At 71.9% G+C, this 25,900-nt stretch carries 18 protein-coding genes, 1 tRNA gene and 1 pseudogene; 10 read left to right on the top strand and 10 right to left on the bottom strand.

The features are described from left to right. Positions 1–56: 56 nt before the first annotated feature. Positions 57–944: a serine/threonine-protein kinase gene (locus WMF22_RS07130; RefSeq protein WP_438035274.1), complete on the top strand. Its 888-nt coding sequence runs from the start codon at positions 57–59 to the stop codon at positions 942–944. A gap of 5 nt (positions 945–949) precedes the next feature. Then, positions 950–2,269 (top strand): GNAT family N-acetyltransferase, encoded by a 1,320-nt coding sequence (locus WMF22_RS07125; protein ID WP_437298362.1) that lies wholly within the window; start codon positions 950–952, stop codon positions 2,267–2,269. Positions 2,270–2,280: 11 nt separating this feature from the next. Here WMF22_RS07125 and glgX read toward each other — a convergent pair whose 3' ends face one another. After that, on the bottom strand, positions 2,281–4,410 hold the full coding sequence (glgX, locus tag WMF22_RS07120; protein WP_438035273.1) for a glycogen debranching protein GlgX: 2,130 nt from the start codon (positions 4,408–4,410) through the stop codon (positions 2,281–2,283). A gap of 81 nt (positions 4,411–4,491) precedes the next feature. After that, complete coding sequence (locus WMF22_RS07115) at positions 4,492–4,743, bottom strand: hypothetical protein (RefSeq protein WP_437298360.1); 252 nt, start codon at positions 4,741–4,743, stop codon at positions 4,492–4,494. A gap of 609 nt (positions 4,744–5,352) precedes the next feature. Between WMF22_RS07115 and WMF22_RS07110 the strand changes: the two genes are divergently transcribed. Next, positions 5,353–6,486 (top strand): hypothetical protein, encoded by a 1,134-nt coding sequence (locus WMF22_RS07110; RefSeq protein WP_437298359.1) that lies wholly within the window; start codon positions 5,353–5,355, stop codon positions 6,484–6,486. Positions 6,487–6,611: 125 nt separating this feature from the next. Here the strand turns inward: WMF22_RS07110 and WMF22_RS07105 are convergent, their stop codons facing one another. Together WMF22_RS07105 and WMF22_RS07100 are read right to left on the bottom strand one after the other, a co-directional pair. Then, complete coding sequence (locus WMF22_RS07105; RefSeq protein ID WP_437298358.1) at positions 6,612–7,805, bottom strand: glycosyltransferase family 4 protein; 1,194 nt, start codon at positions 7,803–7,805, stop codon at positions 6,612–6,614. 14 nt (positions 7,806–7,819) lie between these two features. Continuing rightward, a complete protein-coding gene (locus tag WMF22_RS07100; protein WP_437298357.1) occupies positions 7,820–8,899 on the bottom strand; it encodes a glycosyltransferase family 4 protein in 1,080 nt (359 codons plus the stop codon). A gap of 233 nt (positions 8,900–9,132) precedes the next feature. On the opposite strand from WMF22_RS07100, the gene WMF22_RS07095 reads away from it, so the two are divergent. From WMF22_RS07095 to WMF22_RS07080, 4 genes are all read left to right on the top strand, one after another. Continuing rightward, positions 9,133–10,029, top strand: coding sequence for a hypothetical protein (locus tag WMF22_RS07095; RefSeq protein ID WP_437298356.1), 897 nt, complete (start codon positions 9,133–9,135; stop codon positions 10,027–10,029). Between the two features lie 79 nt (positions 10,030–10,108). Then, positions 10,109–11,191, top strand: a complete 1,083-nt coding sequence (locus tag WMF22_RS07090; protein WP_437298355.1) for a nucleotidyltransferase domain-containing protein — start codon at positions 10,109–10,111, stop codon at positions 11,189–11,191. A 28-nt stretch (positions 11,192–11,219) separates the two neighbouring features. Continuing rightward, entirely contained in the window at positions 11,220–11,936 is a 717-nt protein-coding gene (locus WMF22_RS07085; protein ID WP_438035272.1) for a TIM barrel protein, read from the top strand. A 176-nt stretch (positions 11,937–12,112) separates the two neighbouring features. After that, positions 12,113–13,522, top strand: a complete 1,410-nt coding sequence (locus tag WMF22_RS07080) for an ATP-binding protein (protein WP_438035271.1) — start codon at positions 12,113–12,115, stop codon at positions 13,520–13,522. 40 nt (positions 13,523–13,562) lie between these two features. On the opposite strand, the gene WMF22_RS07075 is transcribed toward WMF22_RS07080, so the two are convergent. The 3 genes from WMF22_RS07075 to WMF22_RS07065 form a co-directional block, all read right to left on the bottom strand. After that, positions 13,563–14,831: a glycoside hydrolase family 113 gene (locus WMF22_RS07075; RefSeq protein ID WP_438035270.1), complete on the bottom strand. Its 1,269-nt coding sequence runs from the start codon at positions 14,829–14,831 to the stop codon at positions 13,563–13,565. Between the two features lie 52 nt (positions 14,832–14,883). Beyond that, a complete protein-coding gene (locus WMF22_RS07070; RefSeq protein ID WP_438035269.1) occupies positions 14,884–16,881 on the bottom strand; it encodes a protein kinase domain-containing protein in 1,998 nt (665 codons plus the stop codon). A 294-nt stretch (positions 16,882–17,175) separates the two neighbouring features. Then, complete coding sequence (locus WMF22_RS07065; protein WP_437298338.1) at positions 17,176–17,523, bottom strand: transcriptional regulator; 348 nt, start codon at positions 17,521–17,523, stop codon at positions 17,176–17,178. A 204-nt stretch (positions 17,524–17,727) separates the two neighbouring features. Between WMF22_RS07065 and fusA the strand changes: the two genes are divergently transcribed. Next, positions 17,728–19,839, top strand: coding sequence for an elongation factor G (fusA, locus tag WMF22_RS07060; protein ID WP_438035268.1), 2,112 nt, complete (start codon positions 17,728–17,730; stop codon positions 19,837–19,839). A 25-nt stretch (positions 19,840–19,864) separates the two neighbouring features. Here the strand turns inward: fusA and WMF22_RS07055 are convergent, their stop codons facing one another. Next, a complete protein-coding gene (locus tag WMF22_RS07055) occupies positions 19,865–21,487 on the bottom strand; it encodes a L,D-transpeptidase (protein WP_437298336.1) in 1,623 nt (540 codons plus the stop codon). Between the two features lie 252 nt (positions 21,488–21,739). On the opposite strand from WMF22_RS07055, the gene WMF22_RS07050 reads away from it, so the two are divergent. After that, a tRNA-Arg gene (locus WMF22_RS07050) sits at positions 21,740–21,813 on the top strand. Positions 21,814–22,003: 190 nt separating this feature from the next. Here WMF22_RS07050 and WMF22_RS07045 read toward each other — a convergent pair. Continuing rightward, positions 22,004–22,954 (bottom strand): hypothetical protein, encoded by a 951-nt coding sequence (locus WMF22_RS07045; RefSeq protein WP_438035267.1) that lies wholly within the window; start codon positions 22,952–22,954, stop codon positions 22,004–22,006. A 139-nt stretch (positions 22,955–23,093) separates the two neighbouring features. Continuing rightward, a complete protein-coding gene (locus tag WMF22_RS07040; RefSeq protein WP_438035266.1) occupies positions 23,094–24,128 on the bottom strand; it encodes a GNAT family N-acetyltransferase in 1,035 nt (344 codons plus the stop codon). 91 nt (positions 24,129–24,219) lie between these two features. On the opposite strand from WMF22_RS07040, the pseudogene WMF22_RS07035 reads away from it, so the two are divergent. Then, a pseudogene (locus WMF22_RS07035) lies at positions 24,220–25,682 on the top strand (PLP-dependent aminotransferase family protein). Positions 25,683–25,900 lie beyond the last annotated feature (218 nt).

The raw sequence follows: 25,900 nt of genomic DNA, 5'->3' as shown, positions 1-25,900 counted from the left end.
GTGGACGGAGACCAGAGAGACGTGCACCGGTGCGAGCATCATTCATACTGACTGCTATGCGGCTTGAGCCTGGATCCCACGTAGCGCCGCACCTGACGCTCGACACCCTCCTCCGGATGGGAGGCGTCGGCAGCATCTGGACGGCGCATCACCTCGGGCTGGGCAAGGAGGTCGCCGTCAAGTTCATCTCTGCGTCGCTCGCGACCGACGCGACCGCGGTCGCCCGGTTCCACCGCGAAGGCGCGCTCATGGCGAGGATCAAGAGCCCTCACGTCGCCGAGGTGTACGAGCACGGCGTCGCCGCCAACGGCCTCTCGTACATCGTGATGGAGCTGCTGCGGGGCGAGGAGCTGTCCGACCGGCTCGCGCGCGCCGGGCGCCTCCCCCTGGAGGAGACGCTCGCGCTCGTCGCGCAGCTCTGCACGGGGCTCACCGCGGCCCACAAGCTCGGCGTCATTCACCGGGACATCACGCCAGAGCACGTCTTCCTCGCCGACACCGGCGGAGGCATCTGCGTCAAGCTGCTCGATTTCGGGGTGGCCAGGGGGGATGTCGACCCGGATGGGACCACGCTGACGAACACGGGCGCGGTGGTCGGCAGCCTCGTTTATATGAGCCCGGAGCAGTTCTTCAACCCGAAGCTGGTCGACGGCCGCTCGGATCTCTGGTCCGTGGGCATCATGGCGTACCACGCGCTCACCGGCGCGCCGCCGTTCGAGCAGAAGGGGATCGAGGCCCTCCTCGGCGCCATCCGGCTCGGCACCTTCTCGCCGCCGAGCCAGCGTTGCGCCGAGATCACGCCCGCCCTCGACGCGTGGTTCGTCAAGGCGCTTGCCCGTGAGCCCTCCGGCCGCTTCGGATCGGCCGAGGAGATGTCCGAAGCGCTTCGCCGGGCCGCCGCCGGGCCGCCGGGCCCAGGGAGCGCGCTTCCCAGGGTAGATTGACCGGCATGGCGCGCACCCGCACCCCGAGCCGTTCCAACCATGAGCTCGTGTTTCGCAGCGCCCGCAAGGGCGAGGAGGGCACCCTCGCGACGGTCGCCTACCGCGCGTTCCAGGCGGGTGATCCAGAGGCGTGGCTGCGGTATTTCACCGAGCACGCGCACCTCGCGCTCGACAACGTGATCGTCGCGGAGACCGACGGCCAGCTCGTCGGGTACGTCGCCTCGCTCGACCTGACGATGAGCTTCGCGGGCGCGGACGTGCCGTTCCAGGGCCTCTCGTCCGTGGCGGTGCTGCCGGAGTTCCGCCGCCGCGGCATCGCGGATCGGCTCGTCCGCGAGAGCCTCCGCCGCATGCGCCGCCGGGGCGAGGCGCTCACGCTGCTCCACCCTTTCCGGCTCTCGTTCTACCGGCGGTTCGGCTTCGGCGTCTGCGAGCTCCGGGACGTCGTGCGCACCTCCCCCGATCGGCTCCCGGACTCGGTGCTACGCCGCCACGTGCGGGCCTTCTCCCGCCCGCGGGACGAGCCGCTCATCAAGCAGGCCTACGACGTCGCGCGGGCCGAGACGACGGGGCAGCTGAAGCGGAGCGACTACTGGTGGGACGTGCGCGTCTTCAAGCGCTCTCCGAGCGGCGCCGTCTACGTGGATCCGGGCTCCAAGGCGATCGCCGGCTACCTGTTCTTCGACGTCCCGGAGGGCGGCGCCTACGGCGCCCAGCAGCTGCTCGTCCGCGAGCTCCACGCGCCGACGCCGGGCGCTTACCGCGGGCTCATCGGCTTCCTCGGCGCGCTCGGCGATCAGTACGAGGTCGTGGAGCTGGCGCTCCCGCGCGGCCAGGGCGCGCCGCTGCTCGACGAGCCCGGCATCCGCGACGAGCCGATCGTGTACGAGACGGCGGCCCGGCACCCCGGCCTGTGCCCGCCCGCGCACACGGCGCAGCGCCGCAGCGTCCTCGGCCTGACGGCGGCGGGCGCGATGGGGCGCATCGTCGACGTCGCCGCCGCGCTCGCGCTTCACCCGTCGCCGCGGAAGCACGGCATCCGGGGCGCCATCGGCGTCGACGTCGAGGACCCGGTGTTCACGGACGCGCCGCGCGCCTTCGACGTCACCTTCGCGGCGCGCGGCGTCCAGACGGCGCCCGGCAGCACCGCGGGCGATCGCCTCTCGCTCTCCATCGAGCGGCTCACGCAGATCTATTTCGGCGCCTCCTCGGCGCGCGCTCTCCTGAGCCAGGGCTTCGTGGTGGGCAGCGCCAAGGCGGCCGCCCTCCTCGACGCCGCGTTCGCCGGCCCCCCGCTCTTCCTCGGCGCCTTCAACGCGTTCTGAGCGCCCCCGCTCTAGGTGCCGCGCCGGCCGCGGAGGAAGAGCTTGAGCGAGCGCGACGTCAGCGCCGTCTCTTCCCCGCCTCTCCGCGTCTCGACGGCGGCGTCGTCCTGGGTGTCCACGAGGAGCTGCCACGGCCTGGGATCATCGGCGAAGGGCAGGAGGAAGCCCAGGTCGCACGGCGATGCGTTGAGCAGCAGGACGAAGTCGTCGTCGATCAGCCGATCGCCCTCCTCGTCCACGTCGTCGAGCCCCTCCCCCGACAGGAACACGCCGAGGCACTGCGTGCACGGGTTCGACCAGTCCTCGTCGGTCATCAGCTCTCCGTCCGGGCGATACCACTGGATATCGTAGGTCTTGCCGCCGCGGATCGGGCGCCCCTTGAAGAAGATCGAGCGCCTGAGCGCCGGGTGCTCGTGCCGGATGCGGAGGCATTTGCGCGTGAACTCCAGGAGCGCCCGCGACGGCTCGTCCCAGCCCCACGGCTGCCACGTGAGCGGGCTGTCCTGGCAGTACCCGTTGTTGTTCCCCTCCTGCGTGCGCCCCCGCTCGTCCCCGTGGAGGAGCATCGGAGTCCCCTGCGAGAACAGGAGCGACGCCATGATGTTCCGCATCTGCCGCGCCCGCAGCTTCAGGATCTCGGGGTCGTCGGTCGGCCCCTCGACGCCGCAGTTCCACGAGCGGTTGTCGTCGGCGCCGTCGCAGCCCCCCTCCCCGTTCGCCTCGTTGTGCTTCTCGTTGTACGAGACGAGATCCGCCAGGGTGAAGCCGTCGTGGGCCGTGACGAAGTTGATGCTCGTGTACGGCTTTCGCCCGCTGTTCTCGTAGAGATCGCTGCTCCCCGTGAGCCGGAACCCGAGATCGGAGGCGATGCCGCCCGAGCCGCGCCAGAAGTCGCGCAGCGTGTCCCGATAACGACCGTTCCACTCGGCCCAGCGCACCGGGAAATTGCCCACCTGGTAGCCGCCGGGGCCCACGTCCCAGGGCTCGGCGATGAGCTTCACCTGGCTGAGCACCGGGTCCTGGTGGATGATCGTGAAGAAGCTCGAGAGCTGGTCGACGTCGTGGAGGCCGCGCGCCAGCGCCGCCGCGAGGTCGAAGCGGAACCCGTCCACGTGCATCTCGAGGACCCAGTACCGCAAGGAGTCCATGATCAGCTGGAGCGTCTGCGGGTGACGCACGTTGAGGGTGTTCCCCGTGCCCGTGGTGTCGAAATAATAGCGCTCGTTGCCAGGGACGAGGCGGTAGTAGGTCGGGTTGTCGATGCCGCGCAGGCTCAGCGTCGGGCCCAGGTGGTTGCCCTCCGCCGTGTGGTTGTAGACGACGTCGAGGATGACCTCGATGCCGGCGGCGTGGAGCGCCTTCACCATCTCCTTGAACTGCCGCACCTCCGACGCCACCTCGGCGCCGGTGCGGTACCCGACGTCCGGCGCGAAGAAGCCTATCGAGTGGTATCCCCAGTAGTTCCGGAGCCCCTTGTCGAGCAGGAATTTCTCGTGAACGAAGGCGTGCACGGGCAGGAGCTCGATGGCCGTGATGCCGAGATACCGCAGGTATCCGATGATGGCCGGGTGGGCGATGCCAAGGTAGGTCCCGCGGAGCTCCTCCGGGATCTCCGGGTGCTGCATCGTCATGCCGCGGACGTGCGCCTCGTAGATGACGCTGCGGTGGAACGGCACGTACGGGCGCCGGTCTCCGCCCCAGTCGAAGGACGGGTCGATGACGACGCCGAGCGGGGCGCCGAGCGCCTCCCCCTCGGCCATGGCGAGGTCGCCGTCGGGCTCACCGCTCCGGTGGGCGAACGCGCCCGCGTCCCACTGGACCCGCGAGGCGAGCGCCTTCGCGTACGGATCGAGCAGGCGCACCCGCGGGTTGAAGCGCAACCCCCGCTCCGGCGCCCACGGGCCGTGCACGCGATACGCGTATTTCTGCCCCGGTCCGACCTCCGGCACGTAGACGTGCCAGACGAGGGAGGTGCGGTGACGGACCGGCAGGCGTTGCTCGTTCCCCTCGTCGTCGACGAGGCACAGGTCCACCGCCTCGGCGTTCTCCGAGAAGAGGGCGAACTGCGTTCCAGCGCCGTCCCATGTCGCGCCGAGGGGATACGGATCCCCGGGGCGCATTCCTTTGCGCTTGTAGCTCATGCTGGTCTCGATTTCGGGATCCACGGCCGGGGCGCGGCGCCCCCCTCGGGCCTCGTCGCCCCGGCCGGCGTGCTTGCGCGGCTAGGCGACGTGAGCGCGCCGGCTGCCCATGGCGTCGGTCACGACATCCGCGACGCTCCGTGCCATCCCCTCCGCGATCCGGAGCGCCTGGGCCTGATCGCCCTCCGGAGTGCACATCCTGAGGCGCTCGATCACGTCCACGAGCCGCCGGGCTAGCTCGCACGCCTCGGTCATCGAAGCTTTTGACTCGACGGAGGCCCTCCGCGGGAGGGAGACCATCTCTTCGCTCAGCGTCATCGCGGTTGACATCATGCCTGGCTCCTTGTCGGTGATGGCTGCGGTCCGCACCCCCGAGAGCAGGCGTCGTGCCAGCGCGCCTGCCGTGGGGATGCTCACCGCAGACACAACGGTAGGTGCTCAGCCGACAGACTGGGCGGCACAAACCGCCACAGGTGGGGCGATTTGTCCCCCCCACAGCGACCGTGGCTCGGCAAAGCAGGGCGGCGCACGGAACAGTCAGGCGCAAAATTTGAAGACGCGATGCGTGCCGTAAGGGTTCGCCGCGCGGTAGCTGTTCGGGACGGCCGCTCGGGCTCTGCTGGGGTGAACTTGCGCTTCCATGGCCTCTGCGCACCCCTTGCCGCAGGCGGGCGGGCCGGGCCGCGTGCGCTCGCTGCTTGCGGGGCGAGGACGGCGGCCGCGCGCGCCTCGCGGGGGGACGAACGTGGCGAGCACGATCACGACGCACGCCCCGTCGCGCGCCGTCCGGGTGGCAGGTGGGCCGCGCTCCGCGCGGCGTCGCGCGAGGTAATCTCGATCGCTGCGGCCCCGAGGCGGCTATGGCTACGCTCGGGGGGGCCAGGTTAGTATCCGTTCCGCCGCGGCGGCCGCCGGTCCAACGCGTCGCGGTCGAGAGAGCTCATGATCGGAACACTCCAGGCGAAGATCCAGTATCTCAAGAACAAGAACCTTCACAACTGGCTCGGCGGCTACGCCCGGCAGAGGATCGAGAACGCCCGTGCTCCGCGTCCGCTCGGCCCGCGGCACCTGCTCTTCGCGGTCTGCGATCACTGGGAGCCGGGGTGGGAGAACCCCACACCGGAGGTCGCCGACGCGCGGGTGAGGGCGTGGTCGGAGGGGTATCCCGAGATGGCGGGCGCGTACCGCGACGCGGACGGCCGGAACCCGCGTCACAGCTTCTTCTTTCCGGGGGAGCAGTACACGCCCGGGTGGCTCGACGCGCTGGCGGACCTCACGCGCGGCGGCTTCGGCGAGGTGGAGCTGCACCTGCACCACCACAACGACACGGAGGAGAACCTGCGCGCGGACATCCTCAGGTACCTGGACATCCTGGGGAAGCACGGGCATTTCTCGCGCGACCCGGACGGGCGCATGCGTTACGGGTTCATCCACGGCAACTGGTGTCTGGCGAACTCCGGCCGGGACTCGCGGAACTGCGGCGTCGACGCGGAGCTCCCGCTCCTCTTCGAGACGGGCTGCTATGCCGATTACACGTTCCCGTCGGCCCCTGACGAGTCGCAGCACTCCATCGTGAACCAGATCTACTGGCCGACGGGCAACCTGGCGCGCCGGAGCGCCCACGCCGTGGGCGCGCGGGCCAAGGTCGGCGAGGTGCTGGAGGACCGGATCCTGATGATCGAGGGCCCGCTCGCGCTCGCGCTGACGCGCCGGGGAAGCCGGGTGCGGATGCGGATGGAGTACGGCGCGCTCCAGGCGATCGACCCGCCGACGCCGGATCGGGTGAAGACGTGGGTCGATCAGAACATCCATATCGAGGGGAGGCCCGAGTGGGTGTTCGTCAAGGTCTACACGCACGGCGCGCCCGAGGAGCAGGCGGCGTCGCTGCTCGGCGCCGGGGGCCACGAGCTGCACCGGGAGCTCACCACCCGTTACAACGATGGCAAGGAGTGGGTGCTCCACTACGTGACCGCGCGGGAGATGTACAATATCGCGATCGCCGCGCTCGAGGGGAAGACGGGCAATCCCGGTGACTACAGGGATCACCGCCTGAAGCCGCCGCCCTGCGCGAGCTGACCGTTCATCCCCGAGGCATCCCCTCAAATTCTTCGGGGAATTCACAGGGAGGCGGGGAGACGGGGAGGGAAATTTTCAAATACTCCCTGTCTCCCCGCCTCCCTGTGTTCAATTTCCCCGTTGAATCAGCCCGGCCCGCGACCGCGCTGCTCGCCGAGGACCTCCTTCAGGAGCGCATGATAGCGCTCCCCCACGACGTCCCATGACAGCGCCCCCACGCTCCCCCGCAGCGCCTCCGGCTCCCACGCCGTATCCAGCGCTCGCGCCAGCGCGGCCCCGAGCGCCCCGGGATCGCCGGGCGGGACGAGCAGGCCATTGCCCCCGTTCCCTTCGCGGACGAGCTCCGGCACGCCGCCGACCCGGGTTCCGACGACGGGGCGCCCCGAGGCGAGCGCCTCCAGGACGACGTTCGGGCAGCCCTCGCGGCGGCTCGGCAGGCAGAACACGTCGCACGCGGCCATGTAGTCCGGGATCTCCACGGGCAGCGCCCAGCCGAACAGCCGCACGCGATCGCCCAGGCCGAGCGCGCTCACCTTCGCGCGCAGCGGCTCGAGCAGCTCACCACCGCCCACCATCATCAGGTGAATGTCGCGGCGGCCCGCCCGGTCGAGGTGCGCCATCGCCTCCACGAGGACGTCCACGCCCTTCTCGGGCACGTGATAACCGGCGTACAGCACCACCTTCGCGTCCGCCGGGACGCCGAAGCGCCGCCGCGGCTCGGCCCGATCCCGGATCGCGAACCGCGCGCCGTCGACCGCGTTGAGCTGCACAACGACGCGCTCCCGCGGCACCCCGAGCTCCACCAGGCGCTCCCCGAGCGCCCCGCTCACCGCGACCACCCGGGCGCAGCGCTGGAGCGCCGGCGCGATCTGCGCCCGCAGCGCGGGGTTCCTCGGCTGCTCGTTGATGTCGCTGCCGAGCACCGTCGTGACGACCGGCACCCCCGCCTCCCGCGCGAACGCCTCCGCGGCGACCGTATCGGGATAGGCCCACGCGGCCAGGATCGCGTCGTACGGGAACTCGCGCCGCAGCCCCGCCATCGTGCGCCCGAGCGACGCGCGGAGCGCCCGCGCGTGCAGGCTCGGCAGCCCCGGGACCGACCAGTACGTGGGGAACAGCGCGTCGATGCCAGTGTGCGCCTCGCGCGTGCCGCCGAAGAGCTCCCGGGACGCCCCGCGCGCGCGCGTCCACCAGGGGATCGGGGCCACGAGCCGGAGCTCGCAGCGGCGCGCGAGCGCCCTGTACGTGTGATAGCTGTACGGCGCCATCGTCGGCAGCCGCGTCGAAGGGTAATGATGGGTGAAGACGAGGACCTTCATCGCGCGCTCGCCTGTCACGTGAGACGGAAATAGAGTTGCTCGTATTTGCGCGTCATCTTCTCGAACGAGAAGTCGTCGCGCACCCGCGCGTGCCCCGCCTCGCCGAGCCGCCGCCTCAGCGCCGGATCGCTCGCGAGCCGCTCGATCGCGTCCGCGAGCGCGTCGTGCCCGTCCACGGGGACGATCAGGCCGTGCTCCTCGTGCCGCACCACCTCCGGGACCCCGCCGACCGGCGTCACCACGACAGGCAGGCTGCGCGCCATGGCCTCGAGGACGGCGAGCGGCAGCCCCTCGTCGCGCGAGGGCAGCGTGAAGAAATCGGCGGCGACGAGCAGATCGGGCACGTCCTTGCGGAAGCCGAGGAAGCGCGCCTCGGCGCCGTGGACCCCGAGCTCCCGCGCGAGCCCATGGACGCGATCGCGCTCGTCGCCGTCGCCGACGACGAGCACCGCGACCGCGACGCCGCGCTCCCGGAGCCGCGCGAGCGCCCGCAGCAGCACGTCGTGCGCCTTCACCGGGTGGAACGCGGCGGGCATGATGCCGAGGAACACGTCCGGGCCGAGCCCGAGCTCGGCGCGCACCTCGTCGCGCGTCCGCTTGGCCGGGGTGATGTCGATCCCGTTGTGGATGACAGAGATGTCGCTGGCCACGCCGACCGCGCCGCTCTTGTCGGCCGTGTCCTGCGAGCAGCCGACGACAGCGTCCGTCTCACGCCACTCGAAGCGCGACGGAACGCGGATGATCCCGCGCGTCTGGGCGTGATCGGTGAAGACGAGCCGCGCGCGCGTAAGGAGCTTGCCGATCGTGGCGTAATGGAGCGCAGTGGGGTTGTGCGCGTGGACGACGTGCGGGCGGGAGCGCGCGAAGGAGAGGGCCGCGTGCGCGAGCCGCGTGGGGAGGCGCCCGCCCAGCACCGTGGTCGGCAGCGCCCGCTGCCGCGAAAGCTCCGACAGCGGCCCGCCGCGCAGCGCGAGGATGGAGGCGTCGTGGCCGTGGCGCCGCTGCGCCTCGGCGAGGCGCAGCACGAAATGCTCCATACCTCCGCCATTGAGGCTGCTCACGACATGGACGATCCGCAGCGTCGAATTCCCCATGAAGGCTTGCTACCCGAATCGGGTCCCCTGTTGAAGCGCAAACCGCACCCAGCATCACCACACGCGCTGCCAAACGCCCACCCGACACGCCGGCGGTCGTGGCCTCTGGCGCGCGTCGGCGAGCGTCGACGCTCGCCGACGCGCGCGCCCCAGATAGATGGATCAGCGTACCACCTCGCCTCGCCGTCACCTCACCTTTTGATTTGCCGAACGGAAGCGGCTACTAGACGGGCATGAACCCTGAGCTTCGGCGCGCCCTTGACGAAGGCATGCGCCGCGTGCCCGGCATGGACGCCGCGACGAGGCTGCTCGCCGTGCGGCTCGAGACGGTCAGAGCGCTCCTTGCGCGCCGGCTCGCGGAGAACCCGCTCCCCGTGCCCGACGCCGTGACCCCGAGCGAGATCCCCTCGGTCGCCGAGCTCGGCCCGGGGGACAGGGTGCTCGCGGAGCTCGATCAGGACGGCTTCGCCTTCGCGGTCCACCCGGCCGACGTCGCCTTCTTCAACCGGCGGAGCCAGAAGATGCCGCGCCTGCGCTACCGGCTGCACGTCGTGCTGCGCAACGGCTACGTCTGCGTCCGCAAGCGCTTCGTCGGACAGCCGCAGAACGCGCCGCTCCAGGCGCACCTCTTCGCCCTGCTCGGCCTCTTCTTCTACAACGAAGCAGCCGCGCTCTTCCGCCTGCGCGACCTCCCCAGCGTCCCGAGGATTCGCGATCTCAGCCTCGCGACGCGCACCCTCTACCTCGACTACGTGCGCGGACGGACGCTGCAACATCAGGTCGCCGAGCGCGGGGAGAAGGTGCTCGACATCGACCTCGCGCCGCTCGGGCAGCTGTTCGATCCAGACCGCGACCGGCGGGAGATCGAGGCGTTCGCGAGCGGCGGCGGCGCGACCTACCGCGGCCGGATCGAGGAGATCGTCCGGGCGATGAACGCGCGCGGCGTCGCGCCGCTCGACGTCAAGCTCGGCAACGTGCTCATCGGCGAGAAGACGGGCGCCCTGTACTGGATCGATTTCGAGCGAGCCGCGCTCGAGGGCACCCCCCGCTACCGCGATCGCCTCGACGAGCACCATGACCTCGTGAACCGGTGGTTCGGGCTCGCGCTCTCCGGCGACGGCGGGGCGTGAGGCGCGCGGCGCGACGCGGCGCGCTGCCATGCGCTGCGGTGGGCTCGATGAACGGCTCCCGCGATCGAGGGTGCGATCGATGACGAGAGATGAAGGCGCGGCGCCGCGGAGCGCCATCGAGCGGATCGGCGAGAAGGCGGGGCGATCGTGGCCGAGCATCGAGGCGGCCGCGCGGCTCTCGACGGAGACCCGGGAGCGGCTCGCTGCGCTGCTCCGCGAGCAGATCCCCTGCGACACGAGCGTCGTTGTCTTCGGCTCCCTGGCGCGGGGCGAGTACACGACCGGCAGCGATCTCGACTGGACGCTGCTCATCGACGGTCAGGCCGACGAGGGGCATTTCAGCCAGGCCCAGGCCATCACGAGGATCCTGAGGGAAGCGAAGTTCCATGAGCCGGGCCCGACGGGCGTGTTCGGCAACGTGGCCTTCAGCCACCCGATCCTCCACCAGATCGGCGGACAGGAGGACACGAACAAGAACACGACCCAGCGCATCCTGCTGCTCCTGGAGTCGCTCGCGATCGGCCAGCCGGACGCCCACGAGCGGGTGCTCAGGCTCGTGCTCTCGCGGTACGTCGAGGACGACCGCGGCCTGCGCTACGGCAGCAAGCGCGAGATCCTCCCGATGTTCCTCCTGAACGATATCGTCCGGTACTGGCGCACGGTCGCCGTCGATTTCGTCTACAAGCAGCGGGAGCGCAGCTCGGGCTGGGCGCTCCGCAACGCGAAGCTCAGGATGTCGCGGAAGCTCATCTTCGTGAGCGGGCTCCTCACCTGCTTCGGCTTCGAGCTGTTCTGCAAGGATCGGGCGACGTTGACCGGCGACGGCGAGCGGCTCTCGATGCCCGCGCTCGTGCGCTTCCTGCGAGAGCGCATCCGGGTGACGCCCCTGGAGAGCCTGGCCGAGGTGCTGCTCCGGCCCTCGATCTCGGCGGAGACGGCGCGCACGCTGTTCGACAGCTACGACGCGTTCCTCGCGCTCCTCTCGAACGAAGAGGAGCGCGGCCGGCTGAAGCAGCTGCCGCTGGACGATCAGCTGGGCAGCGACCCGACCTTCAAGCGGGCGCGGGACATCGCGCGTGAGTTCCAGGGCGGGCTCGACCGGCTCTTCTTCAAGGAAGACGACGAGCTCCGCAAGCTCCTCCAGACCTACGGGGTGTTCTGATGCTCCTCCAGACCTATGGGGTGTTCTGATGCGACCCGTGGGCTACTCGACAGGGGCGCTCGCCCTCAGCGACGTCGAGCGAGCGCTCTCGATGCTCGAAGGGAGCTCGGCGACCGCCGTGGAGCTCTCCGCGCTGCGGATCTCGGAGCTCAAGCCGCTGCTCCGGCTCCTCGGCTCGCTCGACCTGTCGCGGTACGGCTACGTCTCGTTCCACGCTCCGAGCCGCTTCGACGCGGCGGAGGAGCGCGCCGTCGCCGACGCCATGGCGGAGGTGGCCGCGCTCGGGTGGCTCGTCGTCCTCCACCCCGACACGCTCCATGATCTCGGCGCCTTCCGGCAGCTCGGCGGCCTCCTCGCCATCGAGAACATGGATAAGCGAAAGCGGACAGGCCGCACCGTGGAGGAGCTCGGGCCCTTCTTCGACGCGCTGCCGGACGCGTCGTTCTGCTTCGATATCGGCCACGCGCACCAGGTCGATCGCACGATGACCGAGGCCCATTTCCTCGTGCGGGAGCACAGGACGCGGCTGAAGCAGCTCCACGTGAGCGAGGTGAACGCGGGGAGCCGCCACGGCGCCCTCAGCCAGAGCGCGGCGCACGCGTTCCAGCGGATCGCCGCCCACCTCCCTGACGACGCGGCGCTGATCCTGGAGACCCCGGCGTCGCCCGCGGAGCTCGAGCGGCAGATGGCCATCGCGCGGGCGGCGCTGTCGAGCCCGAAGGGCCTGGAAACCACGCACACCTGAGGCCGCGCGCAGCGCAGCCTCGACGGGAGCCGCGCCGCTCCCGCAGCGCCCGGGCTCGGCCGCCTCCCCGGCGGCTCCGGGAGCTCTGGATTGCCCGGCGGACGGGCCGCGCGCGCTCGCGGCGCTACGCTTCCGCTCGTTCTCGGCGCGACCTGGGCCGGAACCGGGGGACGACGATGAAGCTGAAGACGCTCGCGGCGGCGAGCACCGCATGGCTCGCCGCCCTCGCGTTGCTGACGGCGAGCGGGTTCACGCTCAGCGCCACGTACATGACCCGCGAGGTCACGTGCCTCTTCAACATCGTCCGGGAGGTGCGGTCCATCACGCAGCTGGAGGTCCACCTCCTCGCCCACGAGCGCGAGAGCGCCCGCGTCGCGCTGACCCACCTCCCCGAGCACGTCGGCGCGCGCGACGCCGCCCGGCGCGAGCTCTCCCGGTGGCTCGAGGCCCCCCGCGAGCCGCCGGTCACCGCGGAGAGCGCCGGCGTCTTCGAGGAGGCCGAGCGGGAGATCGAGCGCTACCTCGCCACGCACCCGCGCGCGCAGGAGGACCGGGAGGCCGAGGCGGACGCCGGGGCGTCCCACGAGGAGGTCGATCGTACGTTCGCCGCGCTCGAGCGGCTGCTCGCCACCCGGCTCGCCGAGGCGCGGATCGCCCGGCAGCGCGTCGACGAGGTGCACAGGCTCTCGGAGATCGTGAGCCTCGGGGCCGCCGGGCTGCTGCTGGCCGGCGTCCTGCTCGCGCTCTGGCAGCTGCGCAGGTGCGTCTATCGCCCGCTCCTCTCGATCCGCGCCGCGATCGACCGCTACGGGGCCGGCTCGCACGACGCCCGCGCGCCGCAGGGCGGGCTCGACGAGCTGCGCGAGATCGCCGTCGCGTTCAACGAGATGGCCGCCGCGCTGGCCGAGCAGCGCAAGAGGCAGCTCGGGATCCTCGCGAGCGTCGCGCACGACCTGCGCAACCCGCTCGCCGCGCTGAAGCTCACCGTCGACGGCCTCCGGCCGGATCGGCCCCTCCCCCACGAGGAGCGGCTCCGGTCGATGCTCGCCCGCATCGGGAAGGAGGCCGCGCGCTGCGATCGGATGCTCACGGACCTCATGGACATCGCGCGGCTCGAGGGCGGCGAGCTCGAGCTGCGCCGCGAGACCCGGGACGCGCGCGAGCTCGCCCGCGACGTCGTGGAGCTCTACCGCCCGACCGCGACCGCGCACGAGCTCGGGCTGTCGCTCCCCGAGGAGCCCGTCCCGCTGTGCTGCGACCCGATCCGGATCGAGCAGGTGCTCAACAACCTGGTCGCGAACGCCATCAAGTACTCGCCCGCGGGCGGCGCCGTGCAGGTGACCGTCGCGCGGGCAGGCGCCGAGGTCTCCATCGCGGTATCGGATCGCGGGGTGGGGATCGCGGCCGACGATCAGCGACGGCTGTTCGAGCGCTACTTCCGCGCCCCGTCGTCGAGCGGCGTGGCCCCGGGCGTCGGCCTCGGCCTGTGGGCCGCGCTCCGCATCGCCGAGGCGCACGGCGGGCGCATCGAGGTGACGAGCGCCGAAGGCAGGGGCTCGACCTTCACCCTCCGCCTACCGTCATGAGCGCATCGTCCCGCAAGGAGCGGCTCGTCCGCTCCTCCGGCTACGGGAACAGGCCCCCGGGCTCGTCGGGATCGAGCTCCCAGCCGAAGAGCCCCGGGGTGCGGGCGCGGTGCCCGCCGAGCGCGTCGCCGGGCAGCCGGGGGCCGTCAGCGGCCCAGCGGGTGGCGAAGGCGTCGCGCAGCACGAGCTCCGCGAGCTTGCCCCTCGGCGAGAAGCCCCACTCGGCCTCCTGCGAGACGTCGTCCGGATCGGCGTAGAGCCGCCAGACGAAGAAGCCGGCGCACGTGCGCGCGTCGAGGAACGGCGCGATCACCGCGGCGTAGGCCTCGGCCTGCGAGCGCTGGTCGACCACCACGCCCTTCATGCGGTCGGGCCACTCCCACGGGCGCACGGCGGGATCGCGCCGCGTGGTGTAGCCGATCTCCGTCAGCAGGATCGGCTTGCCCCACGCGCGCGCCACGGCGTCCACCCCGGCCGCCACCTTGCGCCCGCCGCGCAGGAGCTCCTCGAACGACGCGCCCTCGCGCTCCGCCAGCGGGTAGAACGCGTTGATGCCGATGAGGTCGAGCGCGTCGAAGATCAGCGTGTGCTCGACGTCGTCCCAGTTCGCCGAGTAGGTGAGCAGCCCCGGGTACACGCGGCGCACCGCCTCGATGATCGGCAGGAAGCTCGCCGCCCGCTGCGTCGTCACCCAGCTCCGCAGCTCGACGCCCACGCTGAGCATCTCCGCGCCGCCCTCGCGCGCGACCGCGGCCCACGTGAGCAGGAACCGGCGGTACGACTCGGCCCAGCGCGCCCAGCCGGCGTCGTCCCCGGGGTCGATGAGGGCCCGCCACTCGCCGCTCTCGACCCAGAGGTGCGGGACGAGCAGCACCTTGAGCCCGCGCGCGTGCGCCTGCGCGATCGCCGCGAGCACGTTGCGCCGGTTCTCCTCGAACGGCGCCTCGAAGACGAGATCGACGCCCGTGCCCTTGCCGTCCCACACGCGGCCGAACGGCGTCAGGCTGACCCACGTCGCGCCCATGGCGACCGCCTCATCCATCGCCCGCCCGCTCGCCGCAGTGCCGTAGCCTCGGCCCGGGTGCCGCAGGTTCTCGATCGGCCCGATCGTCACGCCGCGCACGCCGCCCCAGCCCGACACGGCCCACCCCGCCGCGCCGTACGGCAGGTGCTCCGGCGCGACCCGCGGCGCCTGCTGCGCGACCCGCGGCGCGGCGCTCGCAGAGCGCACAGGAGCGCCGGCCACCGCCGCCGACACGGCGAGCGCCGCGCCCGCTGCGCGGGCGAGCGCCCAACCTCCTCGACTCATCCCTGGCACGGGCCGCCTTATACCAGGCAGGCGGACCGCCGGGCCGCGGACGTCACCCGCCGTCGCTCGCCTGAGGTCGCTGCGCGCCGTCGCCCTCTGCGGGCTGCTGCGGCGCGCGCGCGCCCTCGGCGGGCTGCGCCGGCCCAACCGCGCCCTCCTCGGGCCGCGGCGGCTCGCGCCGGGACGCGTCGCGCTCGTGCCGCGCGCGGGTGGTCGCCTCACGCCACGCCCGCTCGCGCTCGAGCTTCTCGCGCCGCCGCCGCCGCTCGCGCTCGACCTCGTCGTAGATGACGTCGGGGCGCCGCGCGTCGGGCCGGGCCCCTCGCGCTTGCGCCACCCGCGGCGCCTCGCTGTCCGGGCCCACGGCGCTCGCGGGAACCAGCTCGGCCGCCGGGGGCTCGGGAGAGGGCTCCGGCGCGGCAGGGGCGGCCGCGCTCGATCGCCTGGCCACCACCGACGAGCGCGCCTCCTGGACCGCGCGCTCCGCCAGCCCCTTCGCCGCAGGCAGCGCGCTCCCGCCTCCGTCGAGCGTGCGCATCTGCACGAGCCACACGCCGCCGATCCCCGCGAGCATCCCGAACAGCGCGAACGCGATCGCGAGCCGCCGGGGCCACGGCGACGGCCCCCGGCGCACCACCGTGAGGCGCTCCGCATCGGCCTCGGCCAGGGCACGCGCCGGGAGCACCGGCGTGACGCGAGGCGCCGCGCCGTCGCTGACGCGGTGCACGACCTTGCGGCCGAGCGGAACGGGCGTGTCCTCGGCGGTCGGCTGCTGCCCTGGCCTGCCCGCCTGGGGATCGGAGCGGCGCTCCGGCGGGCTCACCGTCAGGACCGGCGGGGGCGGAGTCCGGCTCGCCCGGAGCTGATCGCCGCCGTCCCACCCCGCCCCCGCGTGCGACACCAGCGTGGCGTCGGACAGACGTCCTGCGGGAGATTCCCACTTGGCCGTCGTCTCGAGGTCGCTCAAGAGATCGTCGGGCGACATCCTCGGCAGGTCCGCCAGCGTGTCGGCCTCCCACTCGTCCGCGGCGACCGGTGCAGGCGTCGCCATGCGGACGGTCTCGTCCGCCCGGAGCGCCTCCCACACGCGCTCGGCCGCGTCCTCCGCGCCCTCGCCCCCGAAGCGCGCGAGCGCGAACGCGAGCTTCGCGACGTCCGAGGGGCGCGCCTCCGGGTCCTTGGCGAGGCAGCGCAGCAGGAGGGCCCGCAGCTCCGGGGGCTCGACGCCCGCCGGAAAGGGCGCGGGCGGCTCGGTCAGGACCTTGGTGCAGATCTCGAGCTCGGTCGGCGCATCGAACGGGCTCGCCCCGCAGAGCAGCGCGTAGGCGACCGCGCCGATCGACCAGATGTCGGCGCGCTCGTCGATGCCGCCCGCCGACCGCATCTGCTCCGGCGCCATGAAGAGCAGCGACGTCCGCATGGCGCCCGAGGCGGCGTTCGGCCCCTCGCTCTCGACGCCGCAGGCGACGGCCGACACCCCGAAGTCGAGGACCTTCACGCTCGGGGCGCCGTCGCCGAAGCTGAGAAAGAGGTTCTCGGGCTTGATATCCCGGTGGAGGATCCCGATGCCGTGCGCCTCGGCGACCGCCTCGCAGATCTGCAGGAGGTACTTCACCGCCTCCCTGACCCGGATCGGCCCGCGGCGCCGCAGGTAGCTCGTGACGTCGGAGCCCTCCAGGTACTCGCTGACAACGAACGGCGCGCCACCTTCGACCCCGACGTCGAGGATCCGCGCGACGTACCTGCCCTTGAGCGCGCGCGCGGCGCGGGCGCCCCGGAGCAGCCGATCGACGGCGTGCCTGTTCTCGACGAGCCTCGGATCGACGCGCTTGAGCGCGACGCGCTGGCCCGACAGGCGATCGGTGGCGAGCTGGACGACGCCCACGCCGCCGGCGCCGATCCGGGTCTCCACCGCGTACCTGCCGGCGACGATCTCTTGCCACCTCGGGCCGCCCTCGGCCGCCCGCGGCGCACGTTCAGCGTCGATCCACGCGTCGGTCCGCTCCCGTGCGGCCGCGCGATCCTCTCCTCTGGGCTTCAGCGACGTCAACGCACTGCCTCGGTGTGTGTCCGCGAGCTCCGCGGACAGAGTCAAAGCCTGTCCCCTGAATAACAGATTCAGAGTGCTGCTATCGCGTCCATGACGTGTCGTCTAGTGACACCCGGGCACGAAAATGTCCGTTCTTCACGCATTTTGGCGCAGCTGGCTGGCCGGCCAGCTGGCCGGCCGGCCGGCCTGCAGCCATCTCCATCATCCGCGGCATCCGCGGCATCCGCGGCTATTTTCATGGGCCATCGAGCCATCGACACCGCGTCCATGCGTTCCGCGTGCCATCCACGCGGCTCACGGCGGGAGCCCCAATGCGAGCGCGACGAGATAATCGACGCCGCTCAGGATCAGGACGAGCGCTGCAGCGGACGCCGCGCCGAGCCCGAGCGCCTTCAGCGCGCGGAAGAGCGCTGTTCCGCGTGTTCCACGCGCCCCCGGCCGCCCGTGCTGGACGCCGCGCGTGACCCAGCACCACCCGAGCATGGACAGCGGGCCGAACGCGTAGAGGGCCGCGCCCCAGGTCGCTCCGTTCCAGCAAGCGGCGCGCTGCTCGGGCGTGAGCCGCCGTCGGTCCCAGCGCTGCAGCGCGAACGGCAGCGCGATCCCGAGGACCATCTGGAGCGCGAGGCGGAGAGTGCTCATTTCGTGCGCCGAGCTCCCGGACGAGCGCTCCACTCAGGCAGCGCCGGACAAGCGCAAATCGCCAGAGCACGCCGCAGCGCGTCGCGGCAGAGCTCGGGTGAGCGACTCGCTGCCCGGCTTCGCTGACCTCCTGCCCCGAGGAAAGCGCCGCAAAAATCGCGTGCCGGCCTTCTCGATCTCGACGGGGATTGGTACGAACGAGGGATGACAACGACTGAGGCAGGGGACATCAGGAACGTTGCAATCATCGGGCACAAGGGGGCTGGGAAGACATCGCTTGCCGAGGCCATGCTGTACGTCGCCAAGGCGACGGCCAGGCTCGGCAAGGTGGACGACAAGTCGAGTGTCCTCGACGAGACCGCCGAGGAAAAAGAGCACGTTTGCTCGTTCGAGGCGAGCGTCGCGCACCTCTCCTGGGCGGGGAAGAAGGTCAACCTCGTCGACACGCCGGGCGAGGGCAGCTTCCTCGCCGAGACGCGGCTCGCCCTCGCGGCGGTCGACGCGGCCATCCTCGTCGTGAGCGGCAAGGACGGCGTGCAGCCGATCACCGAGCGCGTCTTCGGCTGGGTGAGGGACGCAAAGCTACCGTGCATGGTCGTCGTCACGAAGGTCGACGCCGAGAACGCCCGCCCCGACGAGGTGCTCGCCGAGGTCCGCGCGCGCCTCAAGGCGCCGCTCGCGGTGATGGAGGAGCGCGTCGGCGAGGGGCTCCAGCACCGGGGGGTCGTCGCCATCCGGACGAAGAAGGCCTGGCTCGACAAACCCGAGGCGCCCGCCACGGCCGCCGGCTCTCCCGTGCCGGCCGACGCCGCGGGCGCCGTCGAGAAGGCCCGGGGGAAGCTCGTCGACGACGTCGCCGGCAGCGACGACGAGCTCACCGAGCGGTACCTGACCGAGGGCGATCTCACGCAGGAGGAGCTCGATCAGGGGCTCCGCGCCGCGGTCCGCCAGGGGGCGCTGATCCCGGTCTACTTCGCCTCCGGGGTCCGCCCGAGCGGCGTCGCCGCGCTGCTCGACGGCATCGTCGAGCTCGTGCCGCCGCCGACCGAGCACCCGGCCTGGAGCGGCGTCGTCCCGAGCGGCAAGCCCGGCGCCGCGCCGCAGGCCGCGGAGCGGCCGTCGTCGGCGGAGGCCCCGGCCGCGGCGTTCGTCTTCAAGACCTCGATCGATCCGCACGCCGGCCGCACCTCGTTCGTGCGCGTGCTCTCCGGCGTGCTCCGGCCCGACGCCACGGTGCTCAACGCGAGCACGGGCGGCTCGGAGCGGCTCGGCAAGATCCACAGCGTGGTCGGCAAGGACCACAAGCAGGTGGACGAGGCGCGCGCCGGGGACATCGTGGCGCTGCACAAGCTGAAGGCGACGCTGAGCGGGCACACGCTCTCGGACGAGAGGCACGCGTTCCTGCTCTCCGCGCCGGAGCTGCCGCCGGCCCTCTTCTCGCGCGGCGTGCGGTTCGACGCCAAGGGCGGCGAGGACAAGGTCGGCAACGCGCTCTACCGGCTGACCGAGGAGGACCCGGGGCTCAGCGTGCACCAGGACGCGTCGACCCGCGAGCTCGTCGTCTCGGGGCTCGGCGCCCTGCACCTCGAGATCACGGTGGAGCGCATCCGCCGGCGCGTCGGGGTCGACTGTCGGCTCGGCCCGCCGCACATCGCCTACAAGGAGACGATCTCGAAGAAGGCCACGAACATCGAGGGCAAGCACAAGAAGCAGACGGGCGGACATGGCCAGTTCGGCGTCTGCTACATCGACATGGAGCCTTTGCCGCGCGGCGGCGGCTTCGTCTTCGAGGACGCGGTCGTGGGCGGCGCCGTGCCGCGGCAGTTCATCCCCTCGATCGAGAAGGGCATCGTCAAGTCGATGTCGAAGGGCGTCCTGGCGGGCTACCCGATGATCGACGTCAAGGTCCGGCTCTTCGACGGCAAGTACCACGACGTCGACTCCTCGGACGCGGCGTTCCAGATGGCGGGCAGCAAGGCCTTCAAGGCCGCCGCCGCGCAGTGCGCGCCGGTGCTGCTCGAGCCCATCGTGCGGCTCTCGGTGACGGTGCCGAGCGTCGCGATGGGCGACATCATCGGCGACATCAACAGCCGCCGCGGGAGGATCATCGGCACGGACTCGGTCGAGAGCCAGACGATCGTGAACGCGTTCGTCCCGCTCGCCGAGGTGCTCGAGTACGAGTCGAAGCTGAAGAGCATGACCCAGGGCAAAGGCACGTTCACGATGAACGTCGAGCACCTGGAGGTCTGCCCGCCGATGGTGCAGGACAAGGTGATCAAGGAGAGCGGCTTCAAGGCCGAGGCCGACGAGGACTGACCCGCGCCGCTTCCTGAGCCCCGCTCTAGGGATGGATGTGGACGATGGTCCCTTCCCCCGTGGCCTTCCCCGCGCTGACCCCGTGCCATCCGTCGGGCACGGGGGGATCGGTCCAGAGGAACACCCGGCGCGCGTCGATCGGCGACAGGTTGATGCACCCGTGGCTGCGCGGCTTGCCGTAGTCGTCGTGCCACGGCGCCGCGTGGATCGCGTAGCCAGCCTCGAAGTACTGCACCCACGGCACGTCGCGGAGCTCGAACTTGTTGTCGACCTCGTGCGCGTCCATGGTCGTCGTGACGTGTTTGTCGCGGATCCGGAACGTCCCGCGCACGGTCGAGAAGGTCTTCTTGGGGTCGCCGAGCCCGTCGCGCCCGGTCGCCGCCGCGGTCGCGTAGACCGGCCTGTTGCCCTCGTAGAGGATCAGCGTCTGGGTGAGGATCGAGATGTCGATCCACTTCACGTTCCCCTGCGCGAACGACGGCAGCTCCGAGGGCTTCACCGCGATGGCGACGTCGGAGTCGCGCACCCACGTCCCGTCCTTCGCCTCGACGAGGCGGGCGCCGCCGACCTTCTTCGAGCGCCCCGTGAGCTGCACGGCGGTGTGCCAGGGCAGCGCGCCCGCCTTCTCCATCTCGCCGCCGGAGATGTCGTAGCGCTTCGCGCCCTGCCGGTGCACGAACGCGAGCGGCAGCTCCCACCCCTTGGTCATGTCGACGCCGTGGAACGTGGAGCCGCGGGCGGGCTTGAGCTTCGAGGTGGGCACGAGCCGCGCGTCGGTGGTCAGGGCGAAGCGCCGCCCGCCGTCGCCCATGAAGGTGTCGACGAGGGCGAGCCCTGCCTTGCGCGCGATCCGGTTGGTGATGATCGCGTACCCTGGGACCTTGAACGACGAGATGTTCGGGAGCTGCCGGCCGCCCTTGAAGAACCAGGGGATCTCGTCGCTGCCGTTGCCGCCGAAGAGCTCGCTGTCGCCGAGCTCGGGCGGCTCCGCGGGCGGGTCGGCGACGGCGTTGCCCGCCGCGTCGAGCGGCACGTCGTTGGCGCCGACCTTGACTTCGTCCCACTTCTTCTTGAGCTTCTTGTAGCTGCGGAGGTGCCGCTCCAGGCTCATCTCGTACTTGAGCTGCTCCTTCGTGGACGGCATCCGGTAATAGTTCGGCGCGATGGCCCGGACGAAGGCGTACGGGTACGGCATCGGCTTGGACAGGTCGGGCCGCCGCGTGAGCGCCCGGAGGATCGGGTGCTGCGTGTCGATCGTGGCGTCACTGTCCGCGCACATGAACCCGGCGGGCAGCACGCGGTAGTAGCCGCCCTGGCAGTCGTCGAACGCGGCGGGCTTCTCCCCGCGGGGCGCCGTCCCGCCCGCGCGGAGGTAGCCGAGCTTGGCCGAGCGCCGGTCCGCCTTCTCGTAGATGGGCGCGACCATCTGCACGGCGCCGATGCGGGGCCCGTCCGGGCGCGGCAGGGTGGCGGGGTCGTTCTCGGCGGCCTTCTGGGCCGCGCCCGCGGACAGGCTGATGATGCCCTCGGGCGTCGCGTTCTCCCCGCCGGTGCAGGCCGGCAGGGCAAGGGCGACGACGGCCAGGGCGAGCGGGAGGGGTCCGCGCGCCGGGGCCGGGAGCGCGGAGCTTCGCTGTCGGGCATCCATGCTCCGGGAATGCCGGACAGACGGGCAGGGGGCCAAATTTTGGCCGTCGCGCCGCCGCCCTCGCGGGCGGGCGGCGGCGGCGCCACGGCTGGCGCGGGCCCTCGGCAAGCGACGGGTGACGACGGGTGACGACGGGTGACGGCGTGGGGACGGCGGGGCGGGAGGGCGGCAACGCGCAAAGGTGCAGGAATGGGGTTGCGCGAGAGCCCGGTCTTGGGTAGGTTCGGGGCCCCTCGCGAAACCCGCGAGAGTGCGCCACTAGCTCAGCTGGATAGAGCGTCGGCCTCCGGAGCCGAAGGCCAGTGGTTCGAATCCACTGTGGCGCGCTGGGTCCTCTGCCTTTCCGCAACGTTCGCGGCTGGCTGGTCTGCGCTTCGCCCGGAATCCACGCGAGCGCAAGGTGGGGAGCTGGTTCCCCGAGCCTCCGCGCGTTGATCGCCGGCGAGGGCGCGACGGTGGCCGACCGACGCCGCGGCGGTCGCGTCGGTGGCGTGGCCGCGCGCCCCAGGCGAAGTTCTAGGGGCCATCGTTCGCTTTTGCGCCAATCAAGACACGCCACTCATCAGCGTAGCTCGGATCGTCGCTCGGGAGGTAGGCGTCAGGGCCGCGCGCGTAGTTGTCCACGCTCGTGCCCACGATCGCGCGGTATGCCCCGCTCGCGTCGATATCACCTTCGTGACCGTCGAGAATCGAGGCGCCGGGCACACCGCCGACCCGGAACGAGATCCGGGATCTGCGGCTGCTCCGGTATTCATCTCGAATTTCTAGGGGACATCCTTCTCCGGTGGCCGGCAACATCGAGATCGGCGCGAAGTAGCCTTCAGGGGTCCAGCTCGAAGCGCGAACGCCTCCCGCGAGCAGCGCGCCCGTGACATCGGAGCCGGCGCGCACCTCGAACCACTGATAGACCGCGTCGAACTCGGCATATCGCGCCGCCCGGAGGAACACGGGACCGCTCGCCGGAATGGCACCGAGGATGTGCGGATTGGAAATGGTGAGCGTCAGGCCGTGCACCGTGCCGTCTGCGGACGTACACGCGAGGTCGCGCGACGCTGCGCTGGCTGCCTCCACCTGGCAGGGCGCGGCGAGATTGTAATCATAGACATCGGACGGCTCTTTCGGCCAATCCTCCACAATGAGCTCGAAATCAGCCGAAATCCCGGCCTGTCGAGGCTCGCAGACGGAAGTCTGCTCTGGGTTCGCCGGGTCGTCGTCGTTGCCCATGGGCTCGTCGTTGCCCGTGGGGTCGTCGTCGTTGCCCATGGGATCGTCGTTGCCCGTGGGGTCGTCGTCGCCCCTGGGGTCGTCGTCGTTGCCCCCGAGGTAGTCGTCGTTGAACGGGCGAGCAGCAGGACCGCACGCGATCGTCGTGCAGACCGGTGCGAGAGCCATGAGCGCAACAGCAAACGCGGATAACGTGCGTCCCATGCGACGGCGAATACGCAACGGGTGTGCCGGCACGGACATCGACGAAACCGCGGCATCTCGCGTCGTGCACACCAACGTGCGTGGCACACATCGTCATCGTTTGTTACGGAATGCGCCATGCGTCCCGTGAGCCGCCGCCGCGCAGCCGCACGGCCCCGTCGCGCGCCCGAGCGCCGCTTCACGCGCGGACGAGCTGCATCTCCGTCGACGTGAACGGCCGCGGCGGCAGCGCCGCGCGGTCGCGGAAGCCGAACCGCGCGTAGAACGAGTGCGCGTCCTGGGTGCCCAGGTGGACGTGGCTCGCGCCGCGGAGCGCGGGATGCCCGAGCAGCAGCCGCACCACCGCCTCGCCCACGCCGCGGCCCCGCAGCGAGGGCGCGACCATCACGTCGTACATCCACGCGCGCCTGCTCCCGTCGCTGATCGCCCGCGCCGTCGCCACGAGCCGGGCCGCCGCGTCGCGCGCGCCCACCCACGCCGACGAGCCGAGCAGCGCCCGCGCGATCGCCTCGCGCGACACGCCCTGGTTCCAGTAGCCGCCCTCCAGCAGATCGACCGCCTCGGCCACGTCGCGCGGGCCCAGCGCGCACGCGAGCACGCAGCCCGCCGGCGCCTCCAGGAACCCGGGCACCGGCGTGTCCGGGCAAGCGCCGCGGAGCAGCTCGATCGCCGCGGGATCGCCCGGCGCACCCCGCTCCCAGAGCTTCGTGAGGATCCGCGCCCGCTCCTCGGGCGTCCGGTTCTGCGCGAGCTTCGCCTTGCCGTCGAGCCGCGACAGCGGGACCGCGAGCACGAGGATCCCGGCGATCGCCTTGCGGTAGAGCGGGCTCGACGCGTCGAGCGGCGTGTACCCGCCCTCGGGCTGGTACTTCTGCATCAGCGCCTCCAGCACCTCGGCCTTGTGATCCGGATCGTCCACGCGCTCGATCACCCCGTGGACCTGCGCGCTCCGGTAGAGCGTCGTCGCCGGGCACGCCCGCTCCGGATCGGTGAAGTAGCTCGGGATCGACGCGACGACCTGCTCGCACGACACCACCGCGGGCCGGCCGACGGCCTCGATCTTCTCGCCCACGGGCGCGCCGTGGAACGCGATCGCGCCCCGGACCACGACGCCGTGCACCGTCCTCAAGACCGGCTCGCCCTCGGCCGTCGTCGACGCCAGGTGGACCACCTCCGCGAGACCGAGGAGCGCCTCGGCCTCCGCCCTCTCCATGCGAAACATCTCCCTGCGCATGGACCGAGGTTGGCGCGCACCTGGTACTCTCGAAAGATCCGGTTCGCCGATTTCTGCTAGACCAGCTGGCATGCCCTGGGAGCTCGCCCTCGCGGTCGATCCCGCCGCGCCGCAGCCGATCTTCCTCCAGATCGCGCGCGCCCTCGCCGACGACATCCGCCGCGGCCGGCTCCGCGCCGGCGCCGAGCTGCCGGGCAGCCGCGCGCTCGCGCGGTCCCTGTCGGTCCATCGCAACACCGTGCTCGCCGCGTACCGCGAGCTCGCCGCCGAGGGCTGGATCGAGGCCAGCGCCGCGCGCGGCACCTTCGTCTCGGCGGAGCTGCCGGCGCCGGCGCCCCGCGGCTTCGCCCGGCGCGCGGCCGCGCGGGCGGAGGTGCCGGCGCGGCTCGGCTTCGATCTCGGCGCGACCTCGCTCCGGCACGTGCCCATCATCCCGCCCGGCACGCTCCGCATGAGCGGCGGCCTCCCCGACATGCGCCTCGTCCCGACCGCGGCGCTCGCGCGCGCCTACCGCCGCGCGCTGCGCGCCGGGTCGACGCGGCTGCTCGACTACGCCGATCCGCGCGGCGACGAGCGCCTCCGCGCCGCCCTCGCCGCGATGCTCTCGGCGGTGCGCGGCCTCGCCGCAGGGCCGGAGTCGGTCCTCGTCACGCGCGGCAGCCAGATGGCGCTCGACCTCGTCTCGCGCGCCCTGATCGCGCCGGGCGACGCGGTCGCCGTCGAGTCCTACGGTTACCGCCCCGCGTGGGAGGCGCTCCGCCTCGCCGGCGCGCGGCTCCTCCCGCTGCCGGTCGACGCCGCGGGCCTCTCCGTCGACGCGCTCTCCGAGCTCGCCGAGCGGGAGCGCCTGCGCGCCGTCTACGTCACCCCGCACCACCAGTACCCCACGACCGCGGTGCTCGCGCCCGGCAGGCGCATCGCGCTCCTCGAGCTCTGCCGGGCCCGCCGGATCGCGATCCTCGAGGACGACTACGATCACGAGTTCCACTACGACGGCCGCCCGGTGCTGCCGCTCGCCAGCGCGGACACGGCCGGCGTCGTCGTCTACATCGGCACCCTGTCCAAGATCCTCGCCCCCGGGCTCCGGATCGGCTTCGTGGTCGCCCCCGAGCCGCTGATCGAGCGCCTCTCCCTCCACCGCACCTTCGTCGACCGGCAGGGCGACCACGCCGTGGAGCGCGCCGTCGCCGAGCTCCTCGAGGACGGCGAGGTGCAGCGCCACGCGCAGCGCGCGCGCCGCGCCGCGCCTACCGGGCGCGGCGCGATCGGCTCGTCGCGTCCCTGCGCGCGCGGCTCCCCGGCGCGCTCGACTTCGCCGTGCCAGCCGGCGGGATGGCCCTGTGGGCCAAGGTGGACGCCGCGATCGACGCGGACGCCTGGGCCGAGCGCGCGCTCGCGCGGAAGGTGGCGTTCTCCGCGGGGCGGCGGTTCGCGTTCGACGGCAAGAAGCGCCCCTTCCTGCGGCTCGGGTTCGCGGCGCTGGACGAGCGGGAGATCAGCGATGCGGTGGAGAGGATGGTCGAGGCGGTGTGAACGCCCAGGCGGGCGGGCCAGCTGAACACCGCGGCCCTCCGAGGGTCGATGGCGCACGTGGAAGCGTGGAATCGTCGACGAGACATCCCTATCTCCCCGTCTCTCCGGATACGCCTTCCCCGTGCACCACCGTGTTCCTCCGCAAGCCCCGATACGGCTGAACTCTCCTTCTCCCCCGCAGGCGCTGTCTCCGACAGACCTCGATCGTCCCGCGGCCC

The sequence above is a fragment of the Sorangium sp. So ce204 genome (genome assembly GCF_051526795.1).
Classification (GTDB): domain Bacteria; phylum Myxococcota_A; class Polyangia; order Polyangiales; family Polyangiaceae; genus Sorangium; species Sorangium cellulosum_B.
The sequence above is the reverse complement of the archived record's forward strand: the minus strand, read 5'-3'. Positions and strand labels throughout refer to the sequence as shown.

What these genes read in the sequence shown, in the direction of transcription:
- WMF22_RS07130 (WP_438035274.1), top strand. Translation starts at nt 57, where the DNA reads ATGCGGCTTGAGCCTGGATCCCACGTAGCGCCGCACCTGACGCTCGAC.
- WMF22_RS07125 (WP_437298362.1), top strand. Translation starts at nt 950, where the DNA reads ATGGCGCGCACCCGCACCCCGAGCCGTTCCAACCATGAGCTCGTGTTT.
- glgX (WP_438035273.1), bottom strand. Translation starts at nt 4,410, where the DNA reads ATGAGCTACAAGCGCAAAGGAATGCGCCCCGGGGATCCGTATCCCCTC.
- WMF22_RS07115 (WP_437298360.1), bottom strand. Translation starts at nt 4,743, where the DNA reads ATGATGTCAACCGCGATGACGCTGAGCGAAGAGATGGTCTCCCTCCCG.
- WMF22_RS07110 (WP_437298359.1), top strand. Translation starts at nt 5,353, where the DNA reads ATGATCGGAACACTCCAGGCGAAGATCCAGTATCTCAAGAACAAGAAC.
- WMF22_RS07105 (WP_437298358.1), bottom strand. Translation starts at nt 7,805, where the DNA reads ATGAAGGTCCTCGTCTTCACCCATCATTACCCTTCGACGCGGCTGCCG.
- WMF22_RS07100 (WP_437298357.1), bottom strand. Translation starts at nt 8,899, where the DNA reads ATGGGGAATTCGACGCTGCGGATCGTCCATGTCGTGAGCAGCCTCAAT.
- WMF22_RS07095 (WP_437298356.1), top strand. Translation starts at nt 9,133, where the DNA reads ATGAACCCTGAGCTTCGGCGCGCCCTTGACGAAGGCATGCGCCGCGTG.
- WMF22_RS07090 (WP_437298355.1), top strand. Translation starts at nt 10,109, where the DNA reads ATGACGAGAGATGAAGGCGCGGCGCCGCGGAGCGCCATCGAGCGGATC.
- WMF22_RS07085 (WP_438035272.1), top strand. Translation starts at nt 11,220, where the DNA reads ATGCGACCCGTGGGCTACTCGACAGGGGCGCTCGCCCTCAGCGACGTC.
- WMF22_RS07080 (WP_438035271.1), top strand. Translation starts at nt 12,113, where the DNA reads ATGAAGCTGAAGACGCTCGCGGCGGCGAGCACCGCATGGCTCGCCGCC.
- WMF22_RS07075 (WP_438035270.1), bottom strand. Translation starts at nt 14,831, where the DNA reads ATGAGTCGAGGAGGTTGGGCGCTCGCCCGCGCAGCGGGCGCGGCGCTC.
- WMF22_RS07065 (WP_437298338.1), bottom strand. Translation starts at nt 17,523, where the DNA reads ATGAGCACTCTCCGCCTCGCGCTCCAGATGGTCCTCGGGATCGCGCTG.
- fusA (WP_438035268.1), top strand. Translation starts at nt 17,728, where the DNA reads ATGACAACGACTGAGGCAGGGGACATCAGGAACGTTGCAATCATCGGG.
- WMF22_RS07055 (WP_437298336.1), bottom strand. Translation starts at nt 21,487, where the DNA reads ATGGATGCCCGACAGCGAAGCTCCGCGCTCCCGGCCCCGGCGCGCGGA.
- WMF22_RS07045 (WP_438035267.1), bottom strand. Translation starts at nt 22,954, where the DNA reads ATGTCCGTGCCGGCACACCCGTTGCGTATTCGCCGTCGCATGGGACGC.
- WMF22_RS07040 (WP_438035266.1), bottom strand. Translation starts at nt 24,128, where the DNA reads ATGGAGAGGGCGGAGGCCGAGGCGCTCCTCGGTCTCGCGGAGGTGGTC.